Below are 23,764 nucleotides of genomic sequence, written 5' to 3'. Positions count from 1 at the left end.
AAATTTCTAAAAAGATTATAATATAGTTTAGGAGTTTTAGTTATGAAGGAGGAGCACTATCTTGCTTGAAATAAAGTCAAACGAGGCAGAATCCGGTGCCAAGATCATAGTTGTTGGGGTTGGCGGTGCAGGAAATAACGCTGTTAACAGAATGGTGGAAGAAAGTATTTCCGGTGTTGAATTTATCGGGATTAATACAGATAAGCAGGCACTTCAGCTTTGCAAAGCGCCTAAGCTTTTACAGATAGGAGAGAAGCTGACTAAGGGACTTGGTGCGGGAGCCAAGCCTGAAATCGGTCAGAAAGCAGCTGAAGAAAGTCAGGAGGAGATTACCGAGGCTCTTAAGGGGGCTGACATGGTATTTGTTACCTGTGGTATGGGTGGCGGTACCGGTACCGGTGCGGCTCCTGTTGTTGCTAAGCTTGCAAAGGATATGGGTATTCTTACTGTTGGTGTAGTAACGAAGCCTTTTGCTTTCGAGGCAAGAGTTCGTATGCAGAACGCACTGAATGGTATTAATACCATCAAGAACAATGTTGATACTCTTATCGTTATCCCTAACGATAAGTTACTTCAGATTGTAGACAGACGTACTACTATGCCTGATGCTCTTAAGAAGGCTGACGAAGTACTTCAGCAGGCTGTTCAGGGAATCACTGATCTTATCAATGTTCCTGCAGCTATCAATCTTGACTTCGCTGATGTACAGACAGTCATGAAGGATAAGGGTATTGCTCATATCGGTATCGGATCCGGTAAGGGTGACGATAAGGCTACAGACGCTGTTAAGATGGCAGTTGAGTCACCTCTTCTTGAGACCAAGATCAATGGTGCATCCAACGTTATCATCAATGTATCCGGTGATATCTCACTTATGGATGGTTCCATTGCAGCTGATTACATCCGTAATCTTGCAGGTGATGATGCAAATATCATCTTTGGTGCTATGTATGATGAGACAATGTCTGATTCCTGTAACGTAACTGTTATTGCTACAGGTATCGAGGATAAGAACAACGGACCTTTACCTAAGGTTACAACTCGTCCTCAGACAACAACTCAGCCCACTGCTACACAGGCAGCTCCGGCACAGACAACAGTACAGCAGCCCACAGCTCAGACAATAACTCCACAGACTACTGTGCAGCCTACAATAAGCACACTTGAGAATGCTAATGCAGTTCAGAATGCTGCTCAGAAGACTGCTTCTACACCTGCTCCCACTCAGCAGACAGCTAAGCCCGCACCCGGACTTAGATCAACACCTGAGGTTCGCAGCAGTGTAGCACCCAGAAGTCTTACAATACCGGATTTCTTACAGAAGAAATAACAGATAGTGTTTAATGAATATATAAGAACAACTGCAAACCTGCAGTTGTTCTTTTTTTATTCAATAGGAAATTCCTTCGGATTTCCTATTGAATAAAAAGCGCTCCGCTAAGGATGCGACTGGTGCGCAGATGAATTTTGCAAGCTAAAGCTTGCGCGCACCAGCGCGCAAAGAGTCGCAAGCGACTCTTTGTTCTCTCATAGCTAAAATCCTATTTTATACTATTTTTACATGATATTTTGTGTGGATAATTACGAAAAATGGTGTTACAATAATTTGTGTGGGTTTAAATTCAAAACCCAAAATATTGACATTGATTGTGTGCAATACACAGAAAGGTTAGTGTTATGAAATGTCCCTTTTGCGGTAAAGACAACACTCGTGTAATCGATTCCAGACCTGCTGATGAGAACACTTCCATCAGACGCAGACGTGTCTGCGATTCCTGTGGGAAGAGATTTACAACCTATGAGAAGGTCGAGACTATCCCTCTTATCGTAATCAAGAAGGATAATAATCGTGAGCCCTACAATCGTGCTAAGATTGAGGCCGGTGTTCTGAGAGCATGTCATAAGAGACCTGTCAGCGCTGAACAGATTACTCAGATTGTTGATGCTGTTGAGACAGAAGTATTTAACCTTGAACAGAAGGAAATTCCCAGCCGTATCATCGGCGAGCTTTGCATGGATAAGATGAAGAATCTTGATCCTGTTGCTTATGTAAGATTCGCATCAGTTTATCGTGAGTTCAAGGATGTTAACACCTTCATGGATGAGCTCAAGATTGTTCTTGAGAAGGAAGAGGAAGGCGTTATTACAGATTCAACGGACAAAAGTACACCCCTTCTTAAAAAAGAATAATAGTGCCCTTGACACGTGACCTATCTTTCCGTATAGTTTTATAGGCGCGAGTATGAACGGCATGTAATCAAGGTGCTTTAGTACTCCGGTAAAATTTAATACAGAAAGAAGGATTGTAACATGATGAAGAAAAAGATTGAGAGGAAGAGAGGCCTTTCTATTCTCTTAGTTGTGTTGACGACACTGACTCTTACATTGGGCGGATGCTCAAGTAAAAAGGCAGACGATTCCACTACAGATGCGAATGGACAGACTGCAGACGCTAGTTCAGAGGTGAACAGTGAAGCAGGTAACGGAGACGGCACTGTATCAGCGGATGATCTTTCACAGATTACTATCGGTATTCCTCAGGATATTGACAGTATGGACCCGCATCTTGCAAAATCAGCGGGAACCAGAGAGATACTGTTCAATGTTTACGAAGGACTGGTAAAGCCTGATTCAGATGGTAATCTTCAGCCTGCCATAGCCAGCGACTACACAATTTCAGATGATGGAAAGACTTATACCTTCACACTGAGAGATGGAGTTAAGTTCCATGATGGATCCACGGTTACGGTAGAGGATGTAAAATATTCGATTGAGCGTAATGCCGGTACCGATGGAAGTGATCCGTTGATATCGGCATTTTCTAATATTGAAAGTGTTGAGACACCGGACGAGTCCACAATTGTAATGACACTTAAGGAAGCAAACACTGAGTTCCTTGCATATATGATAGTTTCTATCATACCTGCATCAAACGAGGATCCCGAGGGTAACCCTATCGGAACAGGCCCTTACAAGTTTGTTTCACGTTCTCCCCAGGAGAATGTAATCCTTACAAAGTTTGATGAGTACTGGGGCGATGCAGCTTACATCAAGGATATCACTCTTAAGGTTGTAGCTAACTCAGATTCAATCGTAATGGAATTAGAGGGCGGCTCACTTGATATGTACGCACGTGTAACAAGTGCTCAGGTATCACAGCTTTCCGATAAGTTTGATGTTTATGAAGGAACCATGAACCTTGTACAGGCTCTTTACCTCAACAATGCAAAAGAGCCCTTTGATAACGTTAAGGTACGTCAGGCTCTCTGCTATGCAATAGATCCTCAGACAATCATGGATTTCGTTTCAGATGGTAAGGGTACAGAAATCGGAAGTAGCATGTTCCCTTCATTCGGTAAGTACTTTGATGAAAGTCTTAACGATACATACAACCAGGATACAGCTAAGGCTAAGGAGCTTCTTGCTGAGGCAGGATATCCTAACGGCTTTGATTTCACAATCACTGTTCCTTCAAACTACACACAGCACGTTGATACAGCACAGGTGCTTGTTGAGCAGTTCAAGGAGATCGGTGTAAACGCTACTATCCAGGAGGTTGAGTGGAACACATGGCTTGATGATGTTTATACAAACCGCAACTTCCAGTCAACAGTAGTAGGTGTTGATGCTTCTACACTTACAGCTTATGCGCTTCTTTCCAGATATGGTTCAGATGCACATAACAACTTCATCAACTTCAGCGATTCAGATTATGATGCAGCTCTTGCAGCAGCAGTTAAGGCAACTGATGATGCTGAGAAGACAGCTAAGTACAAGGAATGTGAGAAGATCCTTTCCGAGAAGGCTGCAAACGTATATATTCAGGACCTTCCTGAATTCGTAGTTCTCAATAAGAATTACACAGGATACACATTCTATCCGCTTTATGCGCAGGATTTTGCAAAAATCAAGCCTGCACAGTAATTACTGCTTAACACCGGCGGATATTTAATAATTTAGTAAAAAGAGGAACACGCATATGAGATATATATTGAAAAAGGTTTTAAGCATGGTGCTTACTTTATTCGTTGTATCTCTGTGCGTGTTTTTAGCTTTTAGTCTTATTCCCGGAGATCCTGTTACCAGAATGTTCGGTACAGAGGCAACTCCGGAGCTTATTGCTCAGTACAGGGAGAAGATGGGACTTAATGATCCACTCCTTGTAAGATATTTCAGATGGTTTACTTCTTTTATTCAGGGAGATATGGGTACTTCTTATGATTACAAGATTCCTGTTGCAGGAATGATAGCAGAGAAGATACCGATAACTCTTACACTGGCTATTATGTCATTCGTAGTCATGGTTCTTATATCAATTCCTCTTGGAATATACATTGCCAAGCATGAAAACGGAATCATGGATCATATCATTTCAATATTAAATCAGATAATAATGGCGATTCCGCCCTTCTTTTCAGGTATTCTCATAACCTTCTTTTTCGGGGTTATTTTGAGAGTATTTAAGCCCGGCGGCTTCGTTTCATATACAAAGGACTTTGGTGCGTTTATAAAGTATTTGATTCTGCCGGCAATTGCCATTGCTCTTCCCAAGGCAGCCATGGCCACTAAGCTTCTTAGAGGCTCGGTTATTGAGGAAGCAGGTAAGGATTATACAAGAACGGCCTACAGCAGAGGAAATACAACAAACGCAGTGCTTTACCGCCATGTCCTTAAAAATGCAATGATTCCCGTAGTTACCTTTATGGGAATGGCTCTCGCAGATATGGTTGCGGGAAGTATAGTAATTGAGCAGGTTTTTGGCATACCCGGTATCAGCAGGATATTGCTCTCATCTATCAATAACAGAGATTATCCCGTTGTTGAGGCCATCATCATGGGAATCGCCATAATGGTACTTGTCATTAACCTTTTGGTTGATATTATTTACAGGATCATAGATCCCAGAATCGAGGTGGAGGAGTAATGAAAAGATTTTTATCACTTTTCAGAAAAAACAAAGCCACCGGCAAAAGAAATTCATACCTGATTTTGGGCTGCATATTTACAGGCGTGATTCTGCTAATGGTTTTCATAGGACTCTTTTATATGCCCTATTCACCTACAAAGATGGATGCATCCTCAAAGCTCCAGGGCTTTTCCTTTAAGCACTGGATGGGAACAGACCACATGGGCAGGGATGTGCTTAGCAGAGTTATGTATGGTAGTAGAGTGACTCTTGCAATTGCAGCATCTACCATCGTTATCGGTGCAGGACTTGGCACTATCATCGGTGCTCTCACAGGTTACTTTGGCGGTATCTTCGATGAGGTAAGCATGAGAGTTATTGATGCCATGCTTGCTTTTCCCAGTATTCTGCTTTCACTGGTATTTGTCAGCCTCTTTGGAACAGGTACATATCAGGTTGCAGTAGCCCTTGGAATTTCCTTTGTTCCAAGCTTTGCCAGAATAGTAAGAGGTGAGTTTCTTAGAAGTAAAAACATGGACTACGTAGAGGTGGCGAGACTTCAGGGCGTGTCGGATATGAGAATTATTTTCGTGCACATTTTGCCAAACACGGTAGGCGTTCTTATGTCGTCCATAATGATAGGCTTTAATAATGCGGTTCTTGCAGAGGCAGGACTCAGCTTCCTTGGAATCGGTGCGCAGCCGCCCTATGCAAGCCTTGGAAATATGCTCTCTGACGCACAGAGTTATCTTTTCAACAGACCCAGCTATGTTATCAGCATAGGTGTTGTGATAGTTATTATGGTTTTGGGCTTTTCATTCCTCAGCGAAGGAATTAAGAGAATCTCAAATTATTGATTTAGATCTATTTTAGGAGATTTTACATGGAAGTTATTTTAGATGTAACAGATCTTCATATTGAGTTTCACGATCATGATAAGCCTGAAACTGTTGTTGAGGACTTTGACCTCATGCTGGAAAAGGGCGAGATCGTCGGTATAGTTGGTGAGTCCGGCTCGGGTAAAAGTATGAGTGCCCTTGCGATAGCAGGACTACTTAAGAGACATGCTCTTACCAAAAACGGAAGGATAATGTTTGACGGCCACGATCTTCTTACCTGTGACCGTAAGATTTTAAGATCCTATCAGGGTGATGAGATTTCCATTATTTTCCAGGAGCCTATGACCTCACTTAATCCGGTAAAAAAGATTGGCTGGCAGGTTGAGGAATCCCTCAGAATCCATCATAAGGAGATCGATAAGGTTACAAGGAAGAAAAAGGCCATCGAGATGATGGATGCTGTTGGCCTCCGTGAGCCTGAGAAGGTATATGACATGTACCCTCATGAGCTGTCAGGCGGTATGAGACAGAGAGTTATGATCGCTGCGGCAATGATAGCAGAGCCAAGAATCCTTATAGCAGACGAGCCCACGACAGCCCTTGATGTTACGATTCAGGCACAGATAGTCGAGCTTTTAAGAAAGCTTAACAAGGAAAAGGGAACTGCCATTATTTTCATATCCCATGATCTTTCACTTATAAGGCAGCTTTGCCAGAGAGTAATAGTCATGCAGTCCGGCAATATAGTTGAGACAGGCAACGTTGAGGAAATATTCAGATCACCTAAGATGAGCTATACAAGAAAGCTGATCGCAGCAATACCGCAGATTGATCTGTGAGGTTTTTGTATACAGGAAACAGTATGGAACAGGAAAGAGTAATTCAGATCAGGAATCTGAATGTATATTATAAAAATCATAAAAAGACACCCTTTAGTAAAGACAGGATGAATCATGTTTTAAAAGGGGTAGATCTTGACGTCTACGAGGGTGAGATTCTGGGCCTTGCAGGAGAATCCGGATGCGGCAAATCAACCCTTGCCAAGACTATTGTTGGCATGAACAAGATCTATGACGGCGTGCTGGAACAGAAATATTCTGATCCGCAGATGGTTTTCCAGGATCCCTATTCCTCCCTTAATCCCAGTAAGAAAATCGGCTGGCTTTTGGAGGAACCTCTTAAGTCCGACAAGAAGTATAAATGGACAAAAGAAGAGCGCGAAAAGAGAGTTAAGGAAATCATCAAGGCAGTAGGGCTTACGGAAAATATGCTGGACAGATATCCATCTCAGCTGTCAGGCGGACAGAGGCAGCGTATCAGCATTGGAGTAGCACTTATGAGAAATCCTAAGGTGCTGGTGGCAGATGAGCCTGTTTCAGCCCTTGATGTTACTATTCAGGCTCAGATACTTGAGCTTTTGCAACAGCTTCACAGGAATATGGGAATCACCATTCTTTTCATATCCCATGATCTCAGAGTTATTTATCAGATATGCGATCATGTGGCGGTTATGAAGGATGGCATTATTCAGGAGTACGGAGAGACAAAAAGCGTTTATAAAAATCCTTCTTCTGAGTACACGAAAGAGCTTTTACGTGCAGCCGGAATCAGAAAATGATGTAAAATTTCAATTTAACTGTTAAGTATTGAAACATTCTTGCCGATATAGCTAACAGATGCAGGTCGAAGATTGAATCATGCCATGAATTAAGATAAAATAATATGGTATGAAGAAAGGAGGGGGCCATGCGTTTAGACGGTTATAAGGCAGAGAACGCATATCTGAATACATCTTATGATAAATCAATAGCTTCCCCCGGGAATGTTGGATCTCCGAGATATGATGCACTTTCTTATCAGCCTGAGCAGAGTGATAATAAAACTGTTTCAGATGCTGTGAAGGAACCTGAACAGAAAGCACAGCGAAGAAATTCTTCACTTGATAATATTCAGATCACACTTGGTAACAGAGATAATTCGCTTATCGGACTTGGCAACATTGGGGGCATACAGTCAGGAGTTATGAAAAAAGCAGTTTCCGCAATGCAGAAGGATTCAGTCCTTCATGAGTATCAGTACTTTGTAGGAAACGGAGCTTTGACAACAGGTAAGAACACCGACGTTATTTTCAGCGATGAGGATGGTACAGTTATAAGAAAATAATTTCAGAAACTTTTTCGAGCAGGATTCAACTTCCTGCTCGATTTTTTTATGCATATATTGTAAAATTTGTCCCATGAGACATTTACTATTCCCGAGTGATACCTCGGATTCAACCTTTGAAATTCCATTTGAAGAACTATATGAAAAGGGCTACAGAGGCGTTATCTTTGACATCGATAACACGCTGGTTTCCCATGGCGCGCCTGCAGACGAAAGGGCGGTTCTCTTTTTTAAGAGATTGCACGATATAGGCTATGACACCATGCTTTTGTCCAACAATAAGGAGCCGAGAGTAAGCTCCTTTGCTGATGATGTGGAATCCAAATACATCTACAAGGCAAATAAGCCAATGAAAGCCGGCTATTTAAGGGCTATGGAGCGCATGAACACTGCGCCTGATAACACGCTGTTTGTTGGAGATCAGATTTTTACTGATGTCTGGGGCGCAAACAGAGTGGGCATCCGCACATATTTGGTCAATCAGATCGATAAAAAGGAAGAGATACAGATAGTCCTTAAGAGAAAAATTGAGGCTGTTGTCCTGCTGTTTTACAGACTTCATCTTCATAAACAGAAGAGAGCGTCTGAAAAGAGAAAGCATAAGGGCACCGGCGGGAGGATATAATGAGAAGAGACATCTACGGGACAACAAGGGTTTGCGGTCTTATAGGAAACCCTGTGCATCACACAATTTCTCCGGATATTCACAATACACTTGCAGCAAAGACGGGAACGGATTTGGTATATGTTCCCTTCGAGGTTGAAAATAATAAGGTAGGCGATGCGGTAAAAGGAGCACTGGCCCTTGATATACTTGGTCTTAATGTCACTGTTCCCCACAAAAGCGCAGTCATTCCTTACCTCGCTGAGATAGATCCCGTGGCGGAGCGCATAGGCGCTGTTAATACCCTTGTGAGAACAGCGGATGGCAGCGGCTTTAAGGGATATAACACCGACTATTATGGCATTAAAAAATCCTTTGAGCATGAGAAGGTAAAGCTTAAGGGAAAATCAGTCATAATCCTTGGAGCAGGCGGAATCAGTAAGCCTGCAGCTTATCTTTGTGCTGAGGAAGGTGCCAAAGAGGTATTTATTCTGAACAGAACACTTGCAAATGCTGTAAAGCTCAGCAGCGACGTAAATGATTTTGCAGGTAAAGATCTTTGCAAAGCCATGGAGCTATCAGATTATAAAAAGCTTCCTTCTGACAGGACATATATTTGTTTTCAGATGACATCTGTCGGACTTATGCCCGATTCTGATAAGGCTGTTATAGAAGATCCGGATTTTTACAGCTTGATAGAGGTTGGGTATGATGCGGTTTACAGACCCTTCAAGACAAAATTCCTTCGTTACTGCGAGGAAGCTGGAGCTTATGTGATAACGGGACTTAGGACTTTGCTTTATCAGGGCATTTGTGCCTATGAGCTTTGGAATGATACGAAGATTTCCGACAAGGACTGCGAGGAGGTTTACAGAAAGCTCTTAGAGACTCTTTTGGGCGGTGAAAATATTATTCTTGTGGGCTTTATGGGAAGCGGAAAAAGCGCGGTTTCAAGAACGCTTTCAAGATTCTTTGGCTATGATAAGATTGATTCCGATGCGGCTATCGAGAAGGAGCAGGGCAGGAAGATCAAAGATATTTTTGCAGAAGAAGGTGAGGAATACTTCAGGGACATCGAGACAAAATACCTTGAAAGTCTAATCGAATCCGGCAGAAAAAATATGGTGCTGGCTGTGGGCGGCGGACTTCCTTTGAGAGAAAAGAACAGAGAACTTCTAAAGAAGATAGGTACAGTTGTTTATCTCAAGGCAACTCCTGAGACAGTGTATAAAAGAGTAAAGAGGGATACATCAAGACCACTTCTTAATACGGAAGATAAGCTTGCAAGGATCAGGGAACTTCTTGATTCAAGGAGGGAGATCTACGAATCCGCTGCGGATGTTGTAGTTTCAACCGACGGGAAGAATATTAAAAGAGTAGCGGTAGAGGTGGCAGAGACTGTTCTTTAAATATCATTTGGGGAGATGCAACTTATGAATATACTTGTAATTAACGGACCAAATCTTAATTTCCTTGGCATCAGAGAGAAGGCTGTCTATGGAAATCAGGATTATGACTACCTTATTAAGATGATAAAGGATAAGGCTGATGACATGGGAGCTGAGGTTGAGACCTGGCAGTCGAACCATGAAGGCGCCATTATCGATAAACTCCAGGAGGCATATTTTAACGGCACTGACGGAATCGTTATAAATCCCGGCGCATATACACATTACAGCTATGCAATACATGATGCCCTTAAGAGCCTTGAGAACATCATAAAAGTTGAAGTTCATATATCAGATATTACTAACAGAGAGGCTTTCAGAGCTAATTCAGTTACAGCCCCTGCCTGCGATAAACAGATTTATGGACATGGACTTGACGGATATCTTATGGCCATGGATTATATAGCTGATATCATTAAAAAATGATAAACCTTTGAAAAAAGGGTATTGAAAAAAAGAAAACATTAGTATAATATTATGTAGTTGTTTGATTTGTAATTATTAGGAGGATTTTTATGATTTCTGCAAGTGATTTCAGAAACGGTATGACTATCGAAATAGATGGTAATGTATGTCAGATAATCGAATTCCAGCATGTTAAGCCCGGTAAGGGAGCAGCTTTCGTAAGAACAAAGCTTAAGGACATCATCAATGGTGGTGTTAAGGAAACAACCTTCCGTCCTACTGAGAAGTTCCCTGCTGCACGTATTGATCGTAAGGATATGCAGTATCTTTATGCTGATGGAGATCTTTTCAACTTCATGGATAATGAAACATATGAGCAGATCTCTCTTACACAGGATCAGGTTGGCGATTCAATGAAGTATGTTAAGGAGAATGAGACAGTTCAGATTCATTCTTACAATGGCAACGTATTCGCTGTTGAGCCTCCGCTTTTCGTAGAGCTCGCTATTACTGAGACAGAGCCCGGCTTCAAGGGTGATACAGCTACAGGTGCTACAAAGCCTGCTACTGTTGAGACAGGTGCTGTTGTTCAGGTTCCTCTCTTCGTTAACGAGGGTGACGTGATCAAGATCGACACAAGATCAGGAGAATATCTCTCCAGAGTTTAATTTACCGTTTTTTCTGAAACATAATGTATAGACTTGTAAGGCAATGAAGAATTTAATTTTTTCATTGCCTTTTTTGTCGTTATTTTTTAGAAAAAGGAGAATTTTAGGTATGAAAAAAGAAGAATTTTTTGAAAAGGTATTTGAGCGTATTAGCGCATATTATGGTGACAGCGCAGATGTTTCTGCACATGAAGTGTGTAAGAACAACGGACTTAAGAAGTATGGCGTCTGCGTAAGGAAGAGCGGTAGTAACTGCGCTCCTACAATATATTTGAATGATCTGTATCAGAACTATATGGGTGATGAGAATGTAGAGGCTATGGCCAATGCGGCGATTGGTATTTTTAATGAACATCTTGTTGATAAAGAAGTGGATGTCTCCTTCTTTGAGGATATAGAAAAGGTGCTTCCAAAGATTTGCTTTAAGCTTATTTCCGGAGAGAGGAATGCAGAGAGACTTCAGGAATTGCCACATCGCATGATCGGAGATATAGCGGTAGTTTATATGGTGTTCCTGGAATTCATAGGGGAAAGCGGATCTATTCTTATTACCAACGAACATGCAGATATGTGGGATGTATCGGAAGAAGATCTCTACGAAGCTGCCATGGACAATACACCCAGACTTTTCCCTGCAGCCTGCTGTTCCATGTGGGATTTCTGTGCAAAGCTTGCGAAGAAAAGCGCAGAAGAGGATGAGACCGCTTTTGAATATGAGTGTGATGATGAGTTTATGGCAAATATTCCGGATGATGGATTTATAGTTGCCACCAACAACAGGAAGCTTCAGGGCTCAGCAGTGATCTTATATCCCGGACTACTTAAGGAGGTTGCCGAAAAGTATAACAGTAACTTCTATATTATTCCCAGCTCCATTCATGAAACTATACTTTTGCCGGAGAAGTTTGCTCCCGGAATAGAAGAACTAAAAAGCATGATAAGAGAGGTAAACAACAGCTGTGTTCCCGATGAGGATTTCCTTTCAAACAGCGTCTATTACTATGATAGAGAAGATGAAAATAATGTGAAAAAGGTTGAACAAGCAAGTGGGGCTATGGTATTATAATCGGGTACGTAATAAATCCGTAACATTTTCCGCACCCGTAGTCTAATGGATAGAACGGAGGCCTCCGACGCCTTTAATGCAGGTTCGATTCCTGTCGGGTGCATATTTTACGAAAATGTGGCGGTGGATAAGGAATTAAGAAATGAATTTTAAGAAAATGAACTTTAAAGGTAATAAGAAGGAGTCTAATCCGTTCGCAGCACAGGATAAGAGGACCTTTTTTGAGTACATCTCAGATAATAAAAAGCTGGTAATGCCGCTTGTTCTCGTGGTTGCAGTGGTTCTTACCATTGTACTTGCTCTTAAGGCTAATAAGAGTGATGTTGTAGCAGAGCCTGAGAATGCAGTTACATCAGTTGCTGAGGATGGAAGCTATATTGTTCCTGAGGTTGAGCTTGAAAAGAATGCGTATGATGATGTTAATTCGCTTATGAATACGTATTTTAGTGCTTATGCATCAGGTGATATGGATACCATAAAGTCCATTTATCAGGGACTTGAGAGTACCGAGGAGCTTAGATTAAGCGAGGTTTCCAAGTATATTACAAGCATTCCCACTGTTGATGTTTATACTAAGCCGGGTCCTGTAGAAGGAAGCTATGTGGCTTATGTTTATACAGAGGTTCTTTTTGAAGGCTATACAACTGCACTTCCCGGTATGCAGACTATGTATGTTTGCACCAATGAAGCAGGTAATCTCTATATTAATGGAGATGTGGTTGATGATCGTGTGACAGATTATATCAGTAATATTTCATTACAGGCTGATGTGGTTGATCTTAATAATTCAGTTGCTGCGCAGTACAACGATATTATCGCAGCACATGAGAATCTTGCGACCTTCCTTTCAGACATGAGTGCAAATATCCAGGTATCTGTTGGAGAAGCACTTGCAGCTATCGAGTCAGGCGAAGTACCTGCAGCTGAGGGAGCTTCTGAAGAAGGAGAAACGCAGGAAGGCGAAGCTCAGGAAGGCGAGTCTGCTGAAGAGACAACTGAGGAGACAGCAGAGGCACAGGAGACTGATGTAGCAGAGGCTGAAGCTACTGAGGAGACTACAGAAGAGACTGCAGAAGAGAGTACTCCTGCAGTAACCAAGATAAAAGCTAAAGATGTAGTAAATATCAGAAGTTCTGATTCTGAAACGGCTGATAAGCTGGCAAAGACTGAGATCGGTGAAGTCTACACACAGCTTGAAGCACGTGCAAACGGATGGAGTAAAATTGAGTACAATGGCGGCACAGCTTTTGTTAAATCCGAATACTTCGAAGAGGTAGCAGAAGATGGAGATACCGCTGAAGCACAGGAGACTACAGAAGAGACTACTACCGAGGAGACTCAGACTGAAACTGCTGAGAATACCGAGAATAAGTCCAAGGTGGATTCCAGTGCAACAGGTAAGCTTAGAGTATCAGAGACAGTAAGACTTCGTAAGTCACAGAGTACTGATTCAGATGTTCTTTATACAATCTATGCCGGTGATACAGTAGATGTTAAGCAGCAGTACGCTAATGGATGGGCAAAAGTAGAATATAAAGGTGAAACAGGCTATATCAAGGCTGAGTATCTCACTGAGTAAGGAGCTGTATGTTTAATTCAAAAAGAGTAGGTATAATGGGAACCGGCGATATTGCCGGAACGATGGCAAGAACTCTCAAAGGAATGAAGGGAGTAACCTGCTATGCAGTAGCATCGAGAACATATGAGAAGGCAGAAGCTTTTGCCAAAGAGAATAAGGTGAAGCGTGCTTATGGTTCATATCAGGAGATGTGCATGGATCCAAAGGTGGATCTCGTTTATGTAGCTACGCCTCATTCTGCTCATTTTGAGAACACCTGTCTCGCTCTTGAATATGGGAAGCCGGTTCTTTGTGAGAAGGCTTTCGCCTTAAATGAGAAGCAGGCAGCCGGGATGTTTAAATTAGCCGCAGAGAAGGATCTGTTCCTTGCAGAAGCTATGTGGACAAGATTTATTCCTCTTGCAGGTAAGCTTAAAGAAATTCTGTCCAGTAATAAGATCGGCGATATAATGATGGTTACTGCCGACCTTAGTTATAATATTGCATGGAAGCAGAGAATAACCGATGCTTCCCTTGGTGGCGGTGCGCTTCTTGATCTTGGCGTATATGGACTTAATTTTGCGTCCATGGTTTTGGGTAATGATGTAGTAAATATATCCGCAGTTTCCAAGAAGGGTGACGGCGGCATGGATATGCAGGATAGTATCACCCTGAGTTACAGAGATGGTCAGATTGCCGTTATCACATGCTCAGCTATTGCCTGTGGAAGCGCTAAGGGCTTCATTTTTGGTACTAATGGTCATATCGAGGTTGAGAATATCAACAATTTTGAGAGCATCACAGTATATAACAACGCAGGTATTAAAGAGGGCTTCTACAAGAAGGAGAAGCAGATAACCGGTTATGAGTATGAGGTTATGTCTGCGATAAATTCTCTTAACGAGAATTGGAAGGAATGCCCCGAAATGCCTAAAGCTCAGTCTCTGGAGATCATGAAGATGATGGACTTCATAAGAGAGCAGATAGACGTTAAATTCCCTCAGGATGTTGATGATCTTGATGGTGAGCAGGCTCAGGTAGAGATGCCGGTTAGCAATGAGACAGCAGAAACTACAGAAACAGTTGAAGAGATAATCAGTGAAGTTGCAGAGAATCTCTCTGAAGAAGTATCTGAGGAAAGCTCAGCAGAAGATGATTCTGCCAGTGAGGTTGAAGCTGAGAGTAATGAAAGCTCTGATAATTCTGAGGATGTAGCAGAGGCTGAGAACTCTGAGGAGAAATCTGAAGAATAAAATTTTTTCGATTTAAAGCAATAAAGTGCTTGACGATTTTTTAGGTATGTGGAATAATACTTGACAGACAGTGGTGTCTGCGCAAGGGAGCGTAAAGACCTTTAGATCTTTACGCTCTTTTTTGTACAATTTTCTAAAAACAGGAGGAAAGAAAAAATGTCTTACGTTGATGAAGTCTACAACTATGTAGTAGAGAAGAATCCCGCTCAGCCGGAATTCCACCAGGCAGTTAAGGAGGTACTTGATTCACTTAGAGTAGTTATCGAGGCCAATGAAGAGGAGTACAGAAAAGACGCTCTTCTTGAGAGACTTGTAACACCTGAGAGACAGATCCTTTTCAGAGTACCGTGGGTAGATGATAAGGGACAGGTACAGGTTAACAACGGTTTCCGTGTGCAGTTCAACTCAGCAATCGGACCTTACAAGGGAGGACTTCGTTTCCATCCTTCAGTAAACCTTGGTATTATCAAGTTCCTTGGCTTCGAGCAGATCTTCAAGAACTCACTTACAAGCCTTCCTATTGGCGGAGGTAAGGGCGGTTCAGACTTCGATCCTAAGGGTAAGTCTGACAGAGAAGTAATGGCATTCTGCCAGAGCTTTATGAATGAGCTTTACAGACACATCGGTGCTGATACTGATGTACCTGCAGGTGATATCGGTGTAGGCGGACGTGAGATTGGTTATATGTTCGGTCAGTACAAGAGAATCCGTGATTCCTATGAAGGCGTTCTTACAGGTAAGGGTCTTACATACGGCGGATCACTTGCTCGTACACAGGCTACCGGCTATGGTCTTCTTTACCTTACACAGGAGCTTCTTAAGTGCAACGGCTCTGATATCAAGGGCAAGACTGTAGTTGTTTCAGGTGCAGGTAACGTTGCTATCTATGCTATCGAGAAGGCTCAGCAGCTTGGTGCAAAGCCTGTTACATGTTCTGATTCCACAGGTTGGATTTATGATCCCGAAGGAATCGATGTTGCACTTCTTAAAGAGGTTAAGGAAGTTAAGAGAGCACGTCTTACAGAGTATGCAGCAGCTAGAAAGTCAGCTGAATACCACGAGGGCAGAGGCGTATGGAGCATCAAGTGTGATGTTGCTCTTCCTTGCGCAACTCAGAACGAGCTTGATCTTGAAGATGCTAAGCTGCTCGTTGCTAACGGCGTTCAGGCTGTATGTGAAGGTGCTAACATGCCTACAACAATCGAGGCTACAGAGTACTTACAGGCTAACAAGGTTATGTTCGTAGGTGGTAAGGCTGCTAACGCAGGTGGTGTTGCTACATCAGCTCTTGAGATGAGCCAGAACTCTGAGAGACTTAGCTGGTCCTTCGAAGAGGTTGACGCTAAGCTTAAGCAGATCATGGTTAACATCTATCACAACATTGATGATGCTGCAAGAAAGTATGGCATGGAAGGCAACTACGTTGCAGGTGCTAACATTGCAGGCTTCCTTAAGGTTGCAGAGGCTATGAAGGCTCAGGGTATCGTGTAACTTAGTTGGAGATCTAACTCCAACTATTGAATTACAAAACCGCATAAATCAGAATTTAGTTTATTACTTTAACGTAATATAGTATAATGATTAAAACCAATACCGCATCAGTACTACCTGGTGCGGTATTCCTTTAATAAGAAAAAAGTTTAGGAGGGGAATACTATGTTTGCTAACAGTTTTTGGGCGCTGGTTCCTGCTATTATCGCGATTGCTCTGGCGCTGATCACCAAAGAGGTCTACTCATCCCTGTTCATCGGAATTGTTGTAGGTGGTCTTCTCTACACGAATTTCAGCTTTACCGGAACCATGCAGCATGTTTTTGTTGATGGCATGATCGGTCAGCTTTCAGACAGCTGGAATGTAGGTATTCTTATATTCCTTGTCATTCTTGGAAGCATGGTAATGCTTATGAACAGAGCAGGCGGCTCGGCAGCCTTCGGAAGATGGGCAGTAGAGCATGTTAAAACCAAGGCAGGCGCTCAGGTTGCGACAGTTGTTCTTGGATGCCTGATCTTCATCGATGACTATTTCAACTGCCTTACAGTAGGTTCGGTTATGAGACCTGTCACCGATAAGCATAAGATTTCAAGGGAAAAGCTTGCATACCTTATTGATGCTACAGCTGCTCCTGTTTGTATCATCGCTCCCATATCATCATGGGCTGCTGCTGTAACAGGCTTTGTTGACGGAGCTAACGGACTTACACTTTTTGTAAGAGCTATTCCTTATAACTTCTATGCGCTGCTTACTATCGTAATGATGCTGACACTTACCTTCACAGGTCTTGATTACGGCCCCATGAAAAAAGCAGAGGCTGCTATGAAGAACTCAAAGTCAGCAAAGGTAGATGAAGTAACAGGACATTCCAGTATGACAGGTGCCGAGGATCAGCCTAATCCTCCTGTTTCAGGAAATGGTAAGGTTGTACACCTTGTACTGCCTATAATCTCACTTATCGTTTTCTGCGTAATAGGAATGATCTACACCGGCGGATTCTTTGAAGGCGAGAGCTTTGTGGATGCCTTTGCTAATTCTGATGCCTCTGTAGGCCTCGTATACGGTTCTGTAATAGCTTTAGTTGTAACAGTTATATTTATGGTGGCTACAAAGGTTCTTAGCTTTAATGAGTGCATGAATGCCATTCCTGAGGGCTTTAAGAGTATGGTACCTGCAATCCTTATTCTTACCTTTGCATGGACACTTAAATCAATGACAGATTCCCTTGGCGCAGCAGATTATGTAGGCGGTCTTGTAGCTAATATTGCAGACAATAATGCTCTTATGAGTCTGCTTCCCGCAATCGTATTCATTATCGGTGCTTTCCTTGCATTTGCAACAGGTACATCCTGGGGAACCTTCGGTATCCTTATCCCGATAGTTGCCAAGGTATTCGGATCAGATATGAATAACGAGCTTATGATCATTGCTATTTCAGCCTGCATGGCAGGCGCTGTTTGCGGCGATCACTGCTCACCCATTTCAGATACCACAATCATGGCAAGTGCAGGTGCACAGTGTAACCACATTAAGCATGTTTCAACTCAGCTCCCTTACGCTATAACAGCTGCTGCAGTTTCAGTAGTTGCTTATGTTATTGCAGGATGGGTAAGGAACTGGCTTGTATGTCTGCCTGTTTCAATCGTTCTTATGATTGTTTGCCTGTTACTTATAAAGACCTTTGGCGCAAAAGAAAAATGATAAATATACAGACATTTTTGCGGTAAAAAATGTTTGATTTTTCATTTGGCTATTTCAACAAAATAGTAAAATTTTTCTCCGGCAGAGAGGTTTGGTTAAGAAAGAAAATTTTTTCGTTAGTGCATTTGGTATAGCGAAATATAGCGCTTCTACCATATGTTGTACAACATAGATAAATCACAGAATTTTAAGATTTTCTTAATCATTTTCCCTTGATTTAAGCCTTTTCTTGCTTTAATATAAACACTGCATTTGAAAAAAGCGATGTCCATAAGGGAGGAGATACTGACGCGTGTTTCAAAATCTGATGGTGGGGACCTTCAGATTGGCAAGGAGAGAATTATGGAATGGAAAAAAGCTTTTGACCGCATCATGGATCAGTTGTACAATCACCCCGAAGAGATGCGTTCCAGACTTCTTGGAAAGTATGAAAGCAATACTGCCACGATTACAGTCGCTGAGGGAAGAACAGCAATTGAGATGTTAAAAAGTATTCAGAATGCCTGATTATTATTGAAAATATATGCCCGTACGAATTTGGTTCGTACGGGCATTTTGTATGCTAAGGTATTTTCATCAAAATACGGCCCGTTTAACAGGTTTAAACGAGCCGTAAAAATATTTATTACATCGATTTATTCCTTTGCGGCCTCTTTAAGGGCTGCTACAATGTCTTCCTCGGTATCCATAGCCATGACCTTGGCAGTGAGTGCATCGGCTTCAGCCTTGGACCACTTGGAGATGATGCAGCGGGCTGTTAAAACAAGTACAGGATTTACGCTGTATTCATCGAGACCAAAGGACATAAGAAGCGGAATCATAAGAGGATCAGCTGCGGCTTCTCCACACATTCCAACAGGAATTCCTGCTTCATTTGCGCATTCGATGATGTGCTTTATTGACCTTAATACAGAGGGCTGGAAAGAGGAGTAGAGGTAAGCTACCTTGGGATTTCCTCTGTCTACGCTCATGGTGTACTGTGTAAGGTCATTTGTACCGATTGAGAAGAATGCTGCTTCCTTTGCAAGAAGATCAGCTATAAGAGATGCTGATGCAGTCTCAATCATGCAGCCAACCTCGATGTTATTATCAAAAGCGATTCCTTCGCTCTTAAGCTCATCCTTAATCTCAGCTACAAGCTTCTTGACGCTTCTTACTTCATCAACTGTTGTTACAAGAGGAATCATTATCTTAACTTTACCAAAGGCGCTGGCTCTTGTAATGGCGCGGAGCTGTGTTCTGTACATATCAGAATTGCCAAGGCAATATCTTACGGCTCTGTAGCCCAGGAAGGGATTTTCTTCCTTCTCAAGTCCGAGATAAGGGATATCCTTGTCACCGCCGATGTCCAGAGTACGGATGATGACTGTCTTGCCCTTCATGGTCTCAACAGCTTCCTTATATGCTTCAAACTGCTCGTCCTCTGTGGGAAGATGAGTGTTGTCCATGAAAAGGAATTCTGAGCGGAAAAGGCCGATACCTTCGCCGTCACATTCCATAGCCTTTTTGGCGTCCTTTGGAGTTCCGATATTGCAGAAAAGATCAAGCTTTGTGCCGTCTGCGTTTACGGTTTCCTTACCAACAAAGGTCTTAAGTTCAGCCTGCTTCTTGATGAACTCCTCGCGCTTTAACATATATTTTGACAGAATATCACCGTCGGGATTGATGTAAACATCGCCCTCTGTGCCGTCGATAATGGCTGTATCCTTGTCCTTGACCTCATCCACGATTCCGGGAACGGAGAGGACTGCAGGGATTTCAAGAGCCCTTGCAAGGATGGCAGAGTGGGAGGTTTTACCGCCAATCTCAGTGATGATTCCTGTTACATTCTCTTTTACAATCTGTGATGTCATGGAAGGAGTAAGGTCCTTACATACAAGCACAGTTCCGGGTGCTACTTTGCTGATATCGATATCCTCGATACCAAGGAGCTTTTTAAGTACGCTTACCTTTACATCAGATATATCCGATGCTCTCTGGCGCATCATGTCATCGTCCATCTTTGAAAACATTCCGATGAACATATCGCATACAGCGGTAAGAGCTGATTCGGCACACTGGCCTGAATCGATCATTTTGTCCATTTCACCTGACATGGCAGGGTCGGAGATCATAACTGCATGACCCATGAGAATTTCAGCTTCCTTGGGACCTATGCGTTTTTTGATATCCTCAGCCATGGCATTTGTTTCTTCTACGAAGTCAGCAATAGCCTTGTGAAAACGTTCCTTCTCAGCAGCTGTGTCAGTTACCTGTTTTGCCTCAAAAGAAAGATCATGTTCAATTATGCGGCAGATACTTCCAATGCCGATTCCTCGTGATGCTGCAATTCCTTTATACATTTTATGCCTCCAAATGATTATAATAGTGAAGTTCTGCTACCGCACTCAGTGCGATAGCAGAACAAATGGTAATTCGTCAGGGGCTCTCAGCTTAGTCACCCATTCCTGATTCGATGAACTCTGAAATCTCGCTAAGAGCTTTCTCTTCATCGGGACCATCGCAAACAAGTTCAATCTCTGAACCGCATTTGATGCAAGCGCTCATAAGGAACATAACGCTCTTACAATCATAGCTGTTTCCGTTGAACATGATTTTTACGCTGCTTTCAAAGGGTGTTGCCTTCTGTGAAAGAAGACTTGCGGGACGCATGTGCATACCCTGTTCGTTTTTTACTGTAATATTCTTTGATACCATAATTTATTCCTTTCTTTTACTGTTCTATGTCTTTTTTGAGGATACCAAGCATTAAGCATCCAACAACAGAACCTGCAAGAAGTGCTACGAGGTACATTGCAACGTTTCCTACAACAGGGAATACGAAGATTCCGCCGTGAGGAGCTCTAAGTGAGCATTTAAAGAGCATTGACAGTGCACCTGAAACAGCTGATCCGATCATAAGTGAAGGAATTACGTGAAGAGGATCTGCTGCTGCGAAGGGGATTGCACCCTCTGTGATAAAGCTAAGACCCATGATGAAGTTAACGGGACCTGACTTTCTCTCAGCTACTGTAAACTTTTTCTTAAAGAAGATAGTTGCAAGTGCAATTGCGATAGGAGGAACCATACCGCCGACCATGATTGCTGCCATGATCATAAATCCTGTTTCATTCTGTGCTGCAAGTGAAGCAAGACCGAATGCATAAGCTGCCTTGTTGAGCGGGCCGCCCATGTCAGTTGCCATCATTGCACCAAGAAGTGCACCAAGGATAAGTGTTGATCCTGTGCCCATTCCCTCGAGGATGTCATAAATCCAGTTGTTAAGAGCACCAACGATAGGGTTGATTGCACACATTACAAGGCCAATGATGAGGATACCGCAGAGCGGGTAGATAAGAACGGGTTTAATTCCCTCAAGGGCTGCAGGAAGTCCCTCTGTAATCTTCTTAAGACCATTTACGAGGTAACCTGCTGCAAAACCAGCTACAAGAGCTCCAAGGAAAGCAGAAGGAACATTTCCGCCGGGAGCTGCAAAAGTTGCGCCTGATGCAGCGAGAGCACCACCTACGAAACCGACTGCAAGACCGGGACGGTCAGCAATACTCTGAGCAATGAATCCAGCAAGGATAGGAAGCATGAATCCGAATGCTGTTCCGCCGATTGACTTAAACCATGCAGCAATAGGTGTGTTTGAACCAAAGTTGCCGGGATCGATTGAATAGTCATCCAAAAGGAATGCAATTGCTATAAGGATACCGCCGCCGATAACGAAGGGAAGCATGTGTGATACACCATTCATAAGGTGCTTGTATGCTTTTCTTCCTGCGCTCTCATTGTCGAATGATGCACCTGCTTCAACAGGGCCTGAGTGCTGATAAACAGCAGCATCCCCTGCGATAGCACGATTGATGAGATCGGCTGAGTGATGAATTGCATCGGCTGTGGAAGCTTTGATAACCTTCTTGCCGTTGAAACGAGCCATCTCTACATTCTTATCAGCTGCAACGATAATGATGTCAGCGGCCTTGATCTCAGCATCTGTGAGAACATTCTTGGCACCGCCTGATCCGTCTGTTTCAACTTTGATTGAAACGCCGCTGTCTTTAGCGCTCTGCTCAAGAGCCTCAGCAGCCATGTAGGTGTGTGCGATACCTGTAGGGCATGCTGTAACTGCAAGAATGTTGCAGGTCTTTTTAGCGGGTGCAGCAGAAGCAGCAGGAGCCTTTCCGGCTTCTTTTTCAGCTTCTTTCTTGTCTCTTTCAGCTTCCTGTTTGTCAATGAGTGATAAGAACTCATCAGCGCTCTTTGCTTCAACAAGAGACTTGGTGAAGTTTACATCCATAAGCATGGTCATGAGCTTTGAAAGAACTTCAAGGTGTGTGTCTGCAGCGCCTTCAGGAGCTGCGATCATGAAAAGAAGATTGCTTTCTTTTCCGTCCAGTGACTTGTAATCAACGCCGTTTGGAACAGTGATTGCTACGAGACCCGGCTGCTTAACTGCAGCAGACTTTGCGTGCGGAACGGCTATCCCCATGCCTACCGCGGTTGAGCCCTTTGCTTCTCTTGCCTCGATTGCTGCCTTGAAAGCAGCCTTGTCATTTAAGTTGCCAACCTTGTCATGAAGTGCCACCATCAGATCGATTGCTGCGTTCTGATCAGCCACGGTCTGATTCAAGCTTACCCCTTCTTTTTTGAGTAAATCTGTGATTTTCATTTTTTCTCCCTTTCTACGCTTAGCGCATTTGAATTTTGAGGTCATCCCCAATAACCTGTTTCTTGTATATTGACGAAACTACCCGGCGAAATACCTACAGAGTTTCGTAAATACTGTTTATAAGCTCGCCTGTTGCGAGATCGTCGGAAAAAGCAGTGGCACTGCCTGCTGCTGTTCCCATGTTGAGAGCGGTGCGGTAATCCTTTGTTTTCATATAGCCTGCAACAAAGCCTGCTACCATTGAATCACCTGCTCCAACGGAGTTTTTAACTGTTCCCTTGGGAACACCTACGCGGAAGCGCTCACCGTCCTCTGTAATGAGCATTGCTCCGTCACCGGCCATGGAAATAAGTACATTTCTTGCACCCATAGCCTGAAGCTTCTTCGCATGCTCCTCAATTTCATCATCTGTTTTAAGTACAGTTCCGAACATCTCACCAAGCTCGTGATTATTGGGCTTAATAAGAAACGGCTTATACTTAAGGACATTCATAAGAAGATCCTTTGTGGCATCAACTACGAAAATAACGCCTTTACTTTCAAGTCTCTCAAGAATGATCTCGTAGACATTGCTCGGAAGAGAGCTTGGAATACTTCCTGCGAGAATGAGAATGTCGTCCTTTTCAAGCTTATCAAGCTTAGCTAAAAGCTCATCCAGGGCGCCCTGACTGATCTCGGGACCCTGAGCATTTATCTCTGTCTCCTCATCAGACTTTATCTTTACATTTATTCTTGAAATGCCGTCCTTAAGCATTATGAAGTCTGAGATGATTCCCTTTTTGATCACGCTTTCAACGATTGCTTCTCCTGTAAAGCCTGCAGCAAAGCCGAGAGCTGTGTTCTCAATGCCGAGGTTTTTAAGTACGGTTGAGACGTTTATTCCCTTGCCGCCAAAAAAGCAATCCTCTGAAACGGATCTGTTGGTCATCCCGGGATCAAGGGGCTTATCCATGCGGACAATATAGTCGATTGCGGGATTAAAAGTTACTGTGTAAATCATTTGAACCT

At 43.0% G+C, this 23,764-nt stretch carries 22 protein-coding genes and 1 tRNA gene; 19 read left to right on the top strand and 4 right to left on the bottom strand.

The window, feature by feature from the left end; genetic code table 11:
• The first annotated feature begins 61 nt into the window (after positions 1-61).
• The 19 genes from ftsZ (at position 62) to G608_RS0118040 (ending at position 18,609) form a co-directional block, all read left to right on the top strand.
• Positions 62-1,330 (top strand): cell division protein FtsZ, encoded by a 1,269-nt coding sequence (gene ftsZ / locus G608_RS0118130; protein ID WP_026497166.1) that lies wholly within the window; start codon positions 62-64, stop codon positions 1,328-1,330.
• A 347-nt stretch (positions 1,331-1,677) separates the two neighbouring features.
• The gene (gene nrdR / locus G608_RS0118125; RefSeq protein WP_026497165.1) at positions 1,678-2,190 is read left to right on the top strand and encodes a transcriptional regulator NrdR; all 513 of its coding nucleotides are present in this window, start codon (positions 1,678-1,680) and stop codon (positions 2,188-2,190) included.
• A 120-nt stretch (positions 2,191-2,310) separates the two neighbouring features.
• On the top strand, positions 2,311-3,924 hold the full coding sequence (locus tag G608_RS0118120; RefSeq protein ID WP_051209526.1) for an ABC transporter substrate-binding protein: 1,614 nt from the start codon (positions 2,311-2,313) through the stop codon (positions 3,922-3,924).
• A 55-nt stretch (positions 3,925-3,979) separates the two neighbouring features.
• Positions 3,980-4,924 carry an ABC transporter permease gene (locus G608_RS0118115; protein ID WP_026497163.1) on the top strand — a complete coding sequence of 315 codons (945 nt, stop codon included), beginning with the start codon at positions 3,980-3,982 and terminating at the stop codon, positions 4,922-4,924.
• Positions 4,924-5,763 carry an ABC transporter permease gene (locus G608_RS0118110; RefSeq protein WP_051209524.1) on the top strand — a complete coding sequence of 280 codons (840 nt, stop codon included), beginning with the start codon at positions 4,924-4,926 and terminating at the stop codon, positions 5,761-5,763. Before G608_RS0118115 ends, G608_RS0118110 begins: the two co-directional genes overlap by 1 nt.
• Before the next feature lie 26 nt (positions 5,764-5,789).
• Positions 5,790-6,584: an ABC transporter ATP-binding protein gene (locus G608_RS21870; RefSeq protein ID WP_051209522.1), complete on the top strand. Its 795-nt coding sequence runs from the start codon at positions 5,790-5,792 to the stop codon at positions 6,582-6,584.
• Between the two features lie 23 nt (positions 6,585-6,607).
• A complete protein-coding gene (locus G608_RS0118100; protein ID WP_026497161.1) occupies positions 6,608-7,363 on the top strand; it encodes an ABC transporter ATP-binding protein in 756 nt (251 codons plus the stop codon).
• 128 nt (positions 7,364-7,491) lie between these two features.
• Positions 7,492-7,908, top strand: a complete 417-nt coding sequence (locus G608_RS0118095; RefSeq protein ID WP_026497160.1) for a hypothetical protein — start codon at positions 7,492-7,494, stop codon at positions 7,906-7,908.
• A 73-nt stretch (positions 7,909-7,981) separates the two neighbouring features.
• A complete protein-coding gene (locus tag G608_RS0118090; protein WP_026497159.1) occupies positions 7,982-8,533 on the top strand; it encodes a YqeG family HAD IIIA-type phosphatase in 552 nt (183 codons plus the stop codon).
• Positions 8,533-9,921 (top strand): shikimate kinase, encoded by a 1,389-nt coding sequence (locus tag G608_RS0118085; protein WP_051209520.1) that lies wholly within the window; start codon positions 8,533-8,535, stop codon positions 9,919-9,921. Before G608_RS0118090 ends, G608_RS0118085 begins: the two co-directional genes overlap by 1 nt.
• Positions 9,922-9,945: 24 nt before the next feature.
• Positions 9,946-10,386: a type II 3-dehydroquinate dehydratase gene (locus tag G608_RS0118080; protein ID WP_026497157.1), complete on the top strand. Its 441-nt coding sequence runs from the start codon at positions 9,946-9,948 to the stop codon at positions 10,384-10,386.
• An 89-nt stretch (positions 10,387-10,475) separates the two neighbouring features.
• Positions 10,476-11,033, top strand: a complete 558-nt coding sequence (gene efp / locus G608_RS0118075) for an elongation factor P (protein ID WP_026497156.1) — start codon at positions 10,476-10,478, stop codon at positions 11,031-11,033.
• 109 nt (positions 11,034-11,142) lie between these two features.
• Positions 11,143-12,099 (top strand): DUF5688 family protein, encoded by a 957-nt coding sequence (locus G608_RS0118070; protein ID WP_026497155.1) that lies wholly within the window; start codon positions 11,143-11,145, stop codon positions 12,097-12,099.
• A 31-nt stretch (positions 12,100-12,130) separates the two neighbouring features.
• Positions 12,131-12,202: transfer RNA gene (locus G608_RS0118065), tRNA-Arg, on the top strand.
• A 39-nt stretch (positions 12,203-12,241) separates the two neighbouring features.
• On the top strand, positions 12,242-13,678 hold the full coding sequence (locus G608_RS0118060; protein WP_026497154.1) for an SH3 domain-containing protein: 1,437 nt from the start codon (positions 12,242-12,244) through the stop codon (positions 13,676-13,678).
• 8 nt (positions 13,679-13,686) lie between these two features.
• A complete protein-coding gene (locus G608_RS21865) occupies positions 13,687-14,910 on the top strand; it encodes a Gfo/Idh/MocA family protein (protein ID WP_081677502.1) in 1,224 nt (407 codons plus the stop codon).
• Positions 14,911-15,066: 156 nt separating this feature from the next.
• Complete coding sequence (gene gdhA, locus G608_RS0118050; RefSeq protein WP_026497153.1) at positions 15,067-16,401, top strand: NADP-specific glutamate dehydrogenase; 1,335 nt, start codon at positions 15,067-15,069, stop codon at positions 16,399-16,401.
• A 165-nt stretch (positions 16,402-16,566) separates the two neighbouring features.
• Positions 16,567-18,102, top strand: coding sequence for a Na+/H+ antiporter NhaC family protein (locus G608_RS21860; protein WP_035796215.1), 1,536 nt, complete (start codon positions 16,567-16,569; stop codon positions 18,100-18,102).
• A 342-nt stretch (positions 18,103-18,444) separates the two neighbouring features.
• Positions 18,445-18,609 carry a hypothetical protein gene (locus G608_RS0118040; protein WP_155833328.1) on the top strand — a complete coding sequence of 55 codons (165 nt, stop codon included), beginning with the start codon at positions 18,445-18,447 and terminating at the stop codon, positions 18,607-18,609.
• A gap of 128 nt (positions 18,610-18,737) precedes the next feature.
• Here G608_RS0118040 and ptsP read toward each other — a convergent pair whose 3' ends face one another.
• The 4 genes from ptsP to pfkB all read right to left on the bottom strand — a co-directional run bounded on the left by ptsP (position 18,738) and on the right by pfkB (position 23,756).
• Positions 18,738-20,444 (bottom strand): phosphoenolpyruvate--protein phosphotransferase, encoded by a 1,707-nt coding sequence (gene ptsP / locus G608_RS0118035; protein WP_026497151.1) that lies wholly within the window; start codon positions 20,442-20,444, stop codon positions 18,738-18,740.
• A gap of 91 nt (positions 20,445-20,535) precedes the next feature.
• On the bottom strand, positions 20,536-20,799 hold the full coding sequence (locus G608_RS0118030; protein ID WP_026497150.1) for an HPr family phosphocarrier protein: 264 nt from the start codon (positions 20,797-20,799) through the stop codon (positions 20,536-20,538).
• 16 nt (positions 20,800-20,815) lie between these two features.
• Positions 20,816-22,756 (bottom strand): PTS fructose transporter subunit IIABC, encoded by a 1,941-nt coding sequence (locus tag G608_RS0118025; RefSeq protein ID WP_026497149.1) that lies wholly within the window; start codon positions 22,754-22,756, stop codon positions 20,816-20,818.
• 94 nt (positions 22,757-22,850) lie between these two features.
• Positions 22,851-23,756, bottom strand: coding sequence for a 1-phosphofructokinase (gene pfkB, locus G608_RS0118020; RefSeq protein WP_026497148.1), 906 nt, complete (start codon positions 23,754-23,756; stop codon positions 22,851-22,853).
• Between the last annotated feature and the right edge of the window lie 8 nt (positions 23,757-23,764).

Source organism: Butyrivibrio sp. WCD3002 (assembly GCF_000424265.1).
GTDB lineage: Bacteria > Bacillota > Clostridia > Lachnospirales > Lachnospiraceae > Butyrivibrio.
The sequence above is the reverse complement of the archived record's forward strand: the minus strand, read 5'-3'. Positions and strand labels throughout refer to the sequence as shown.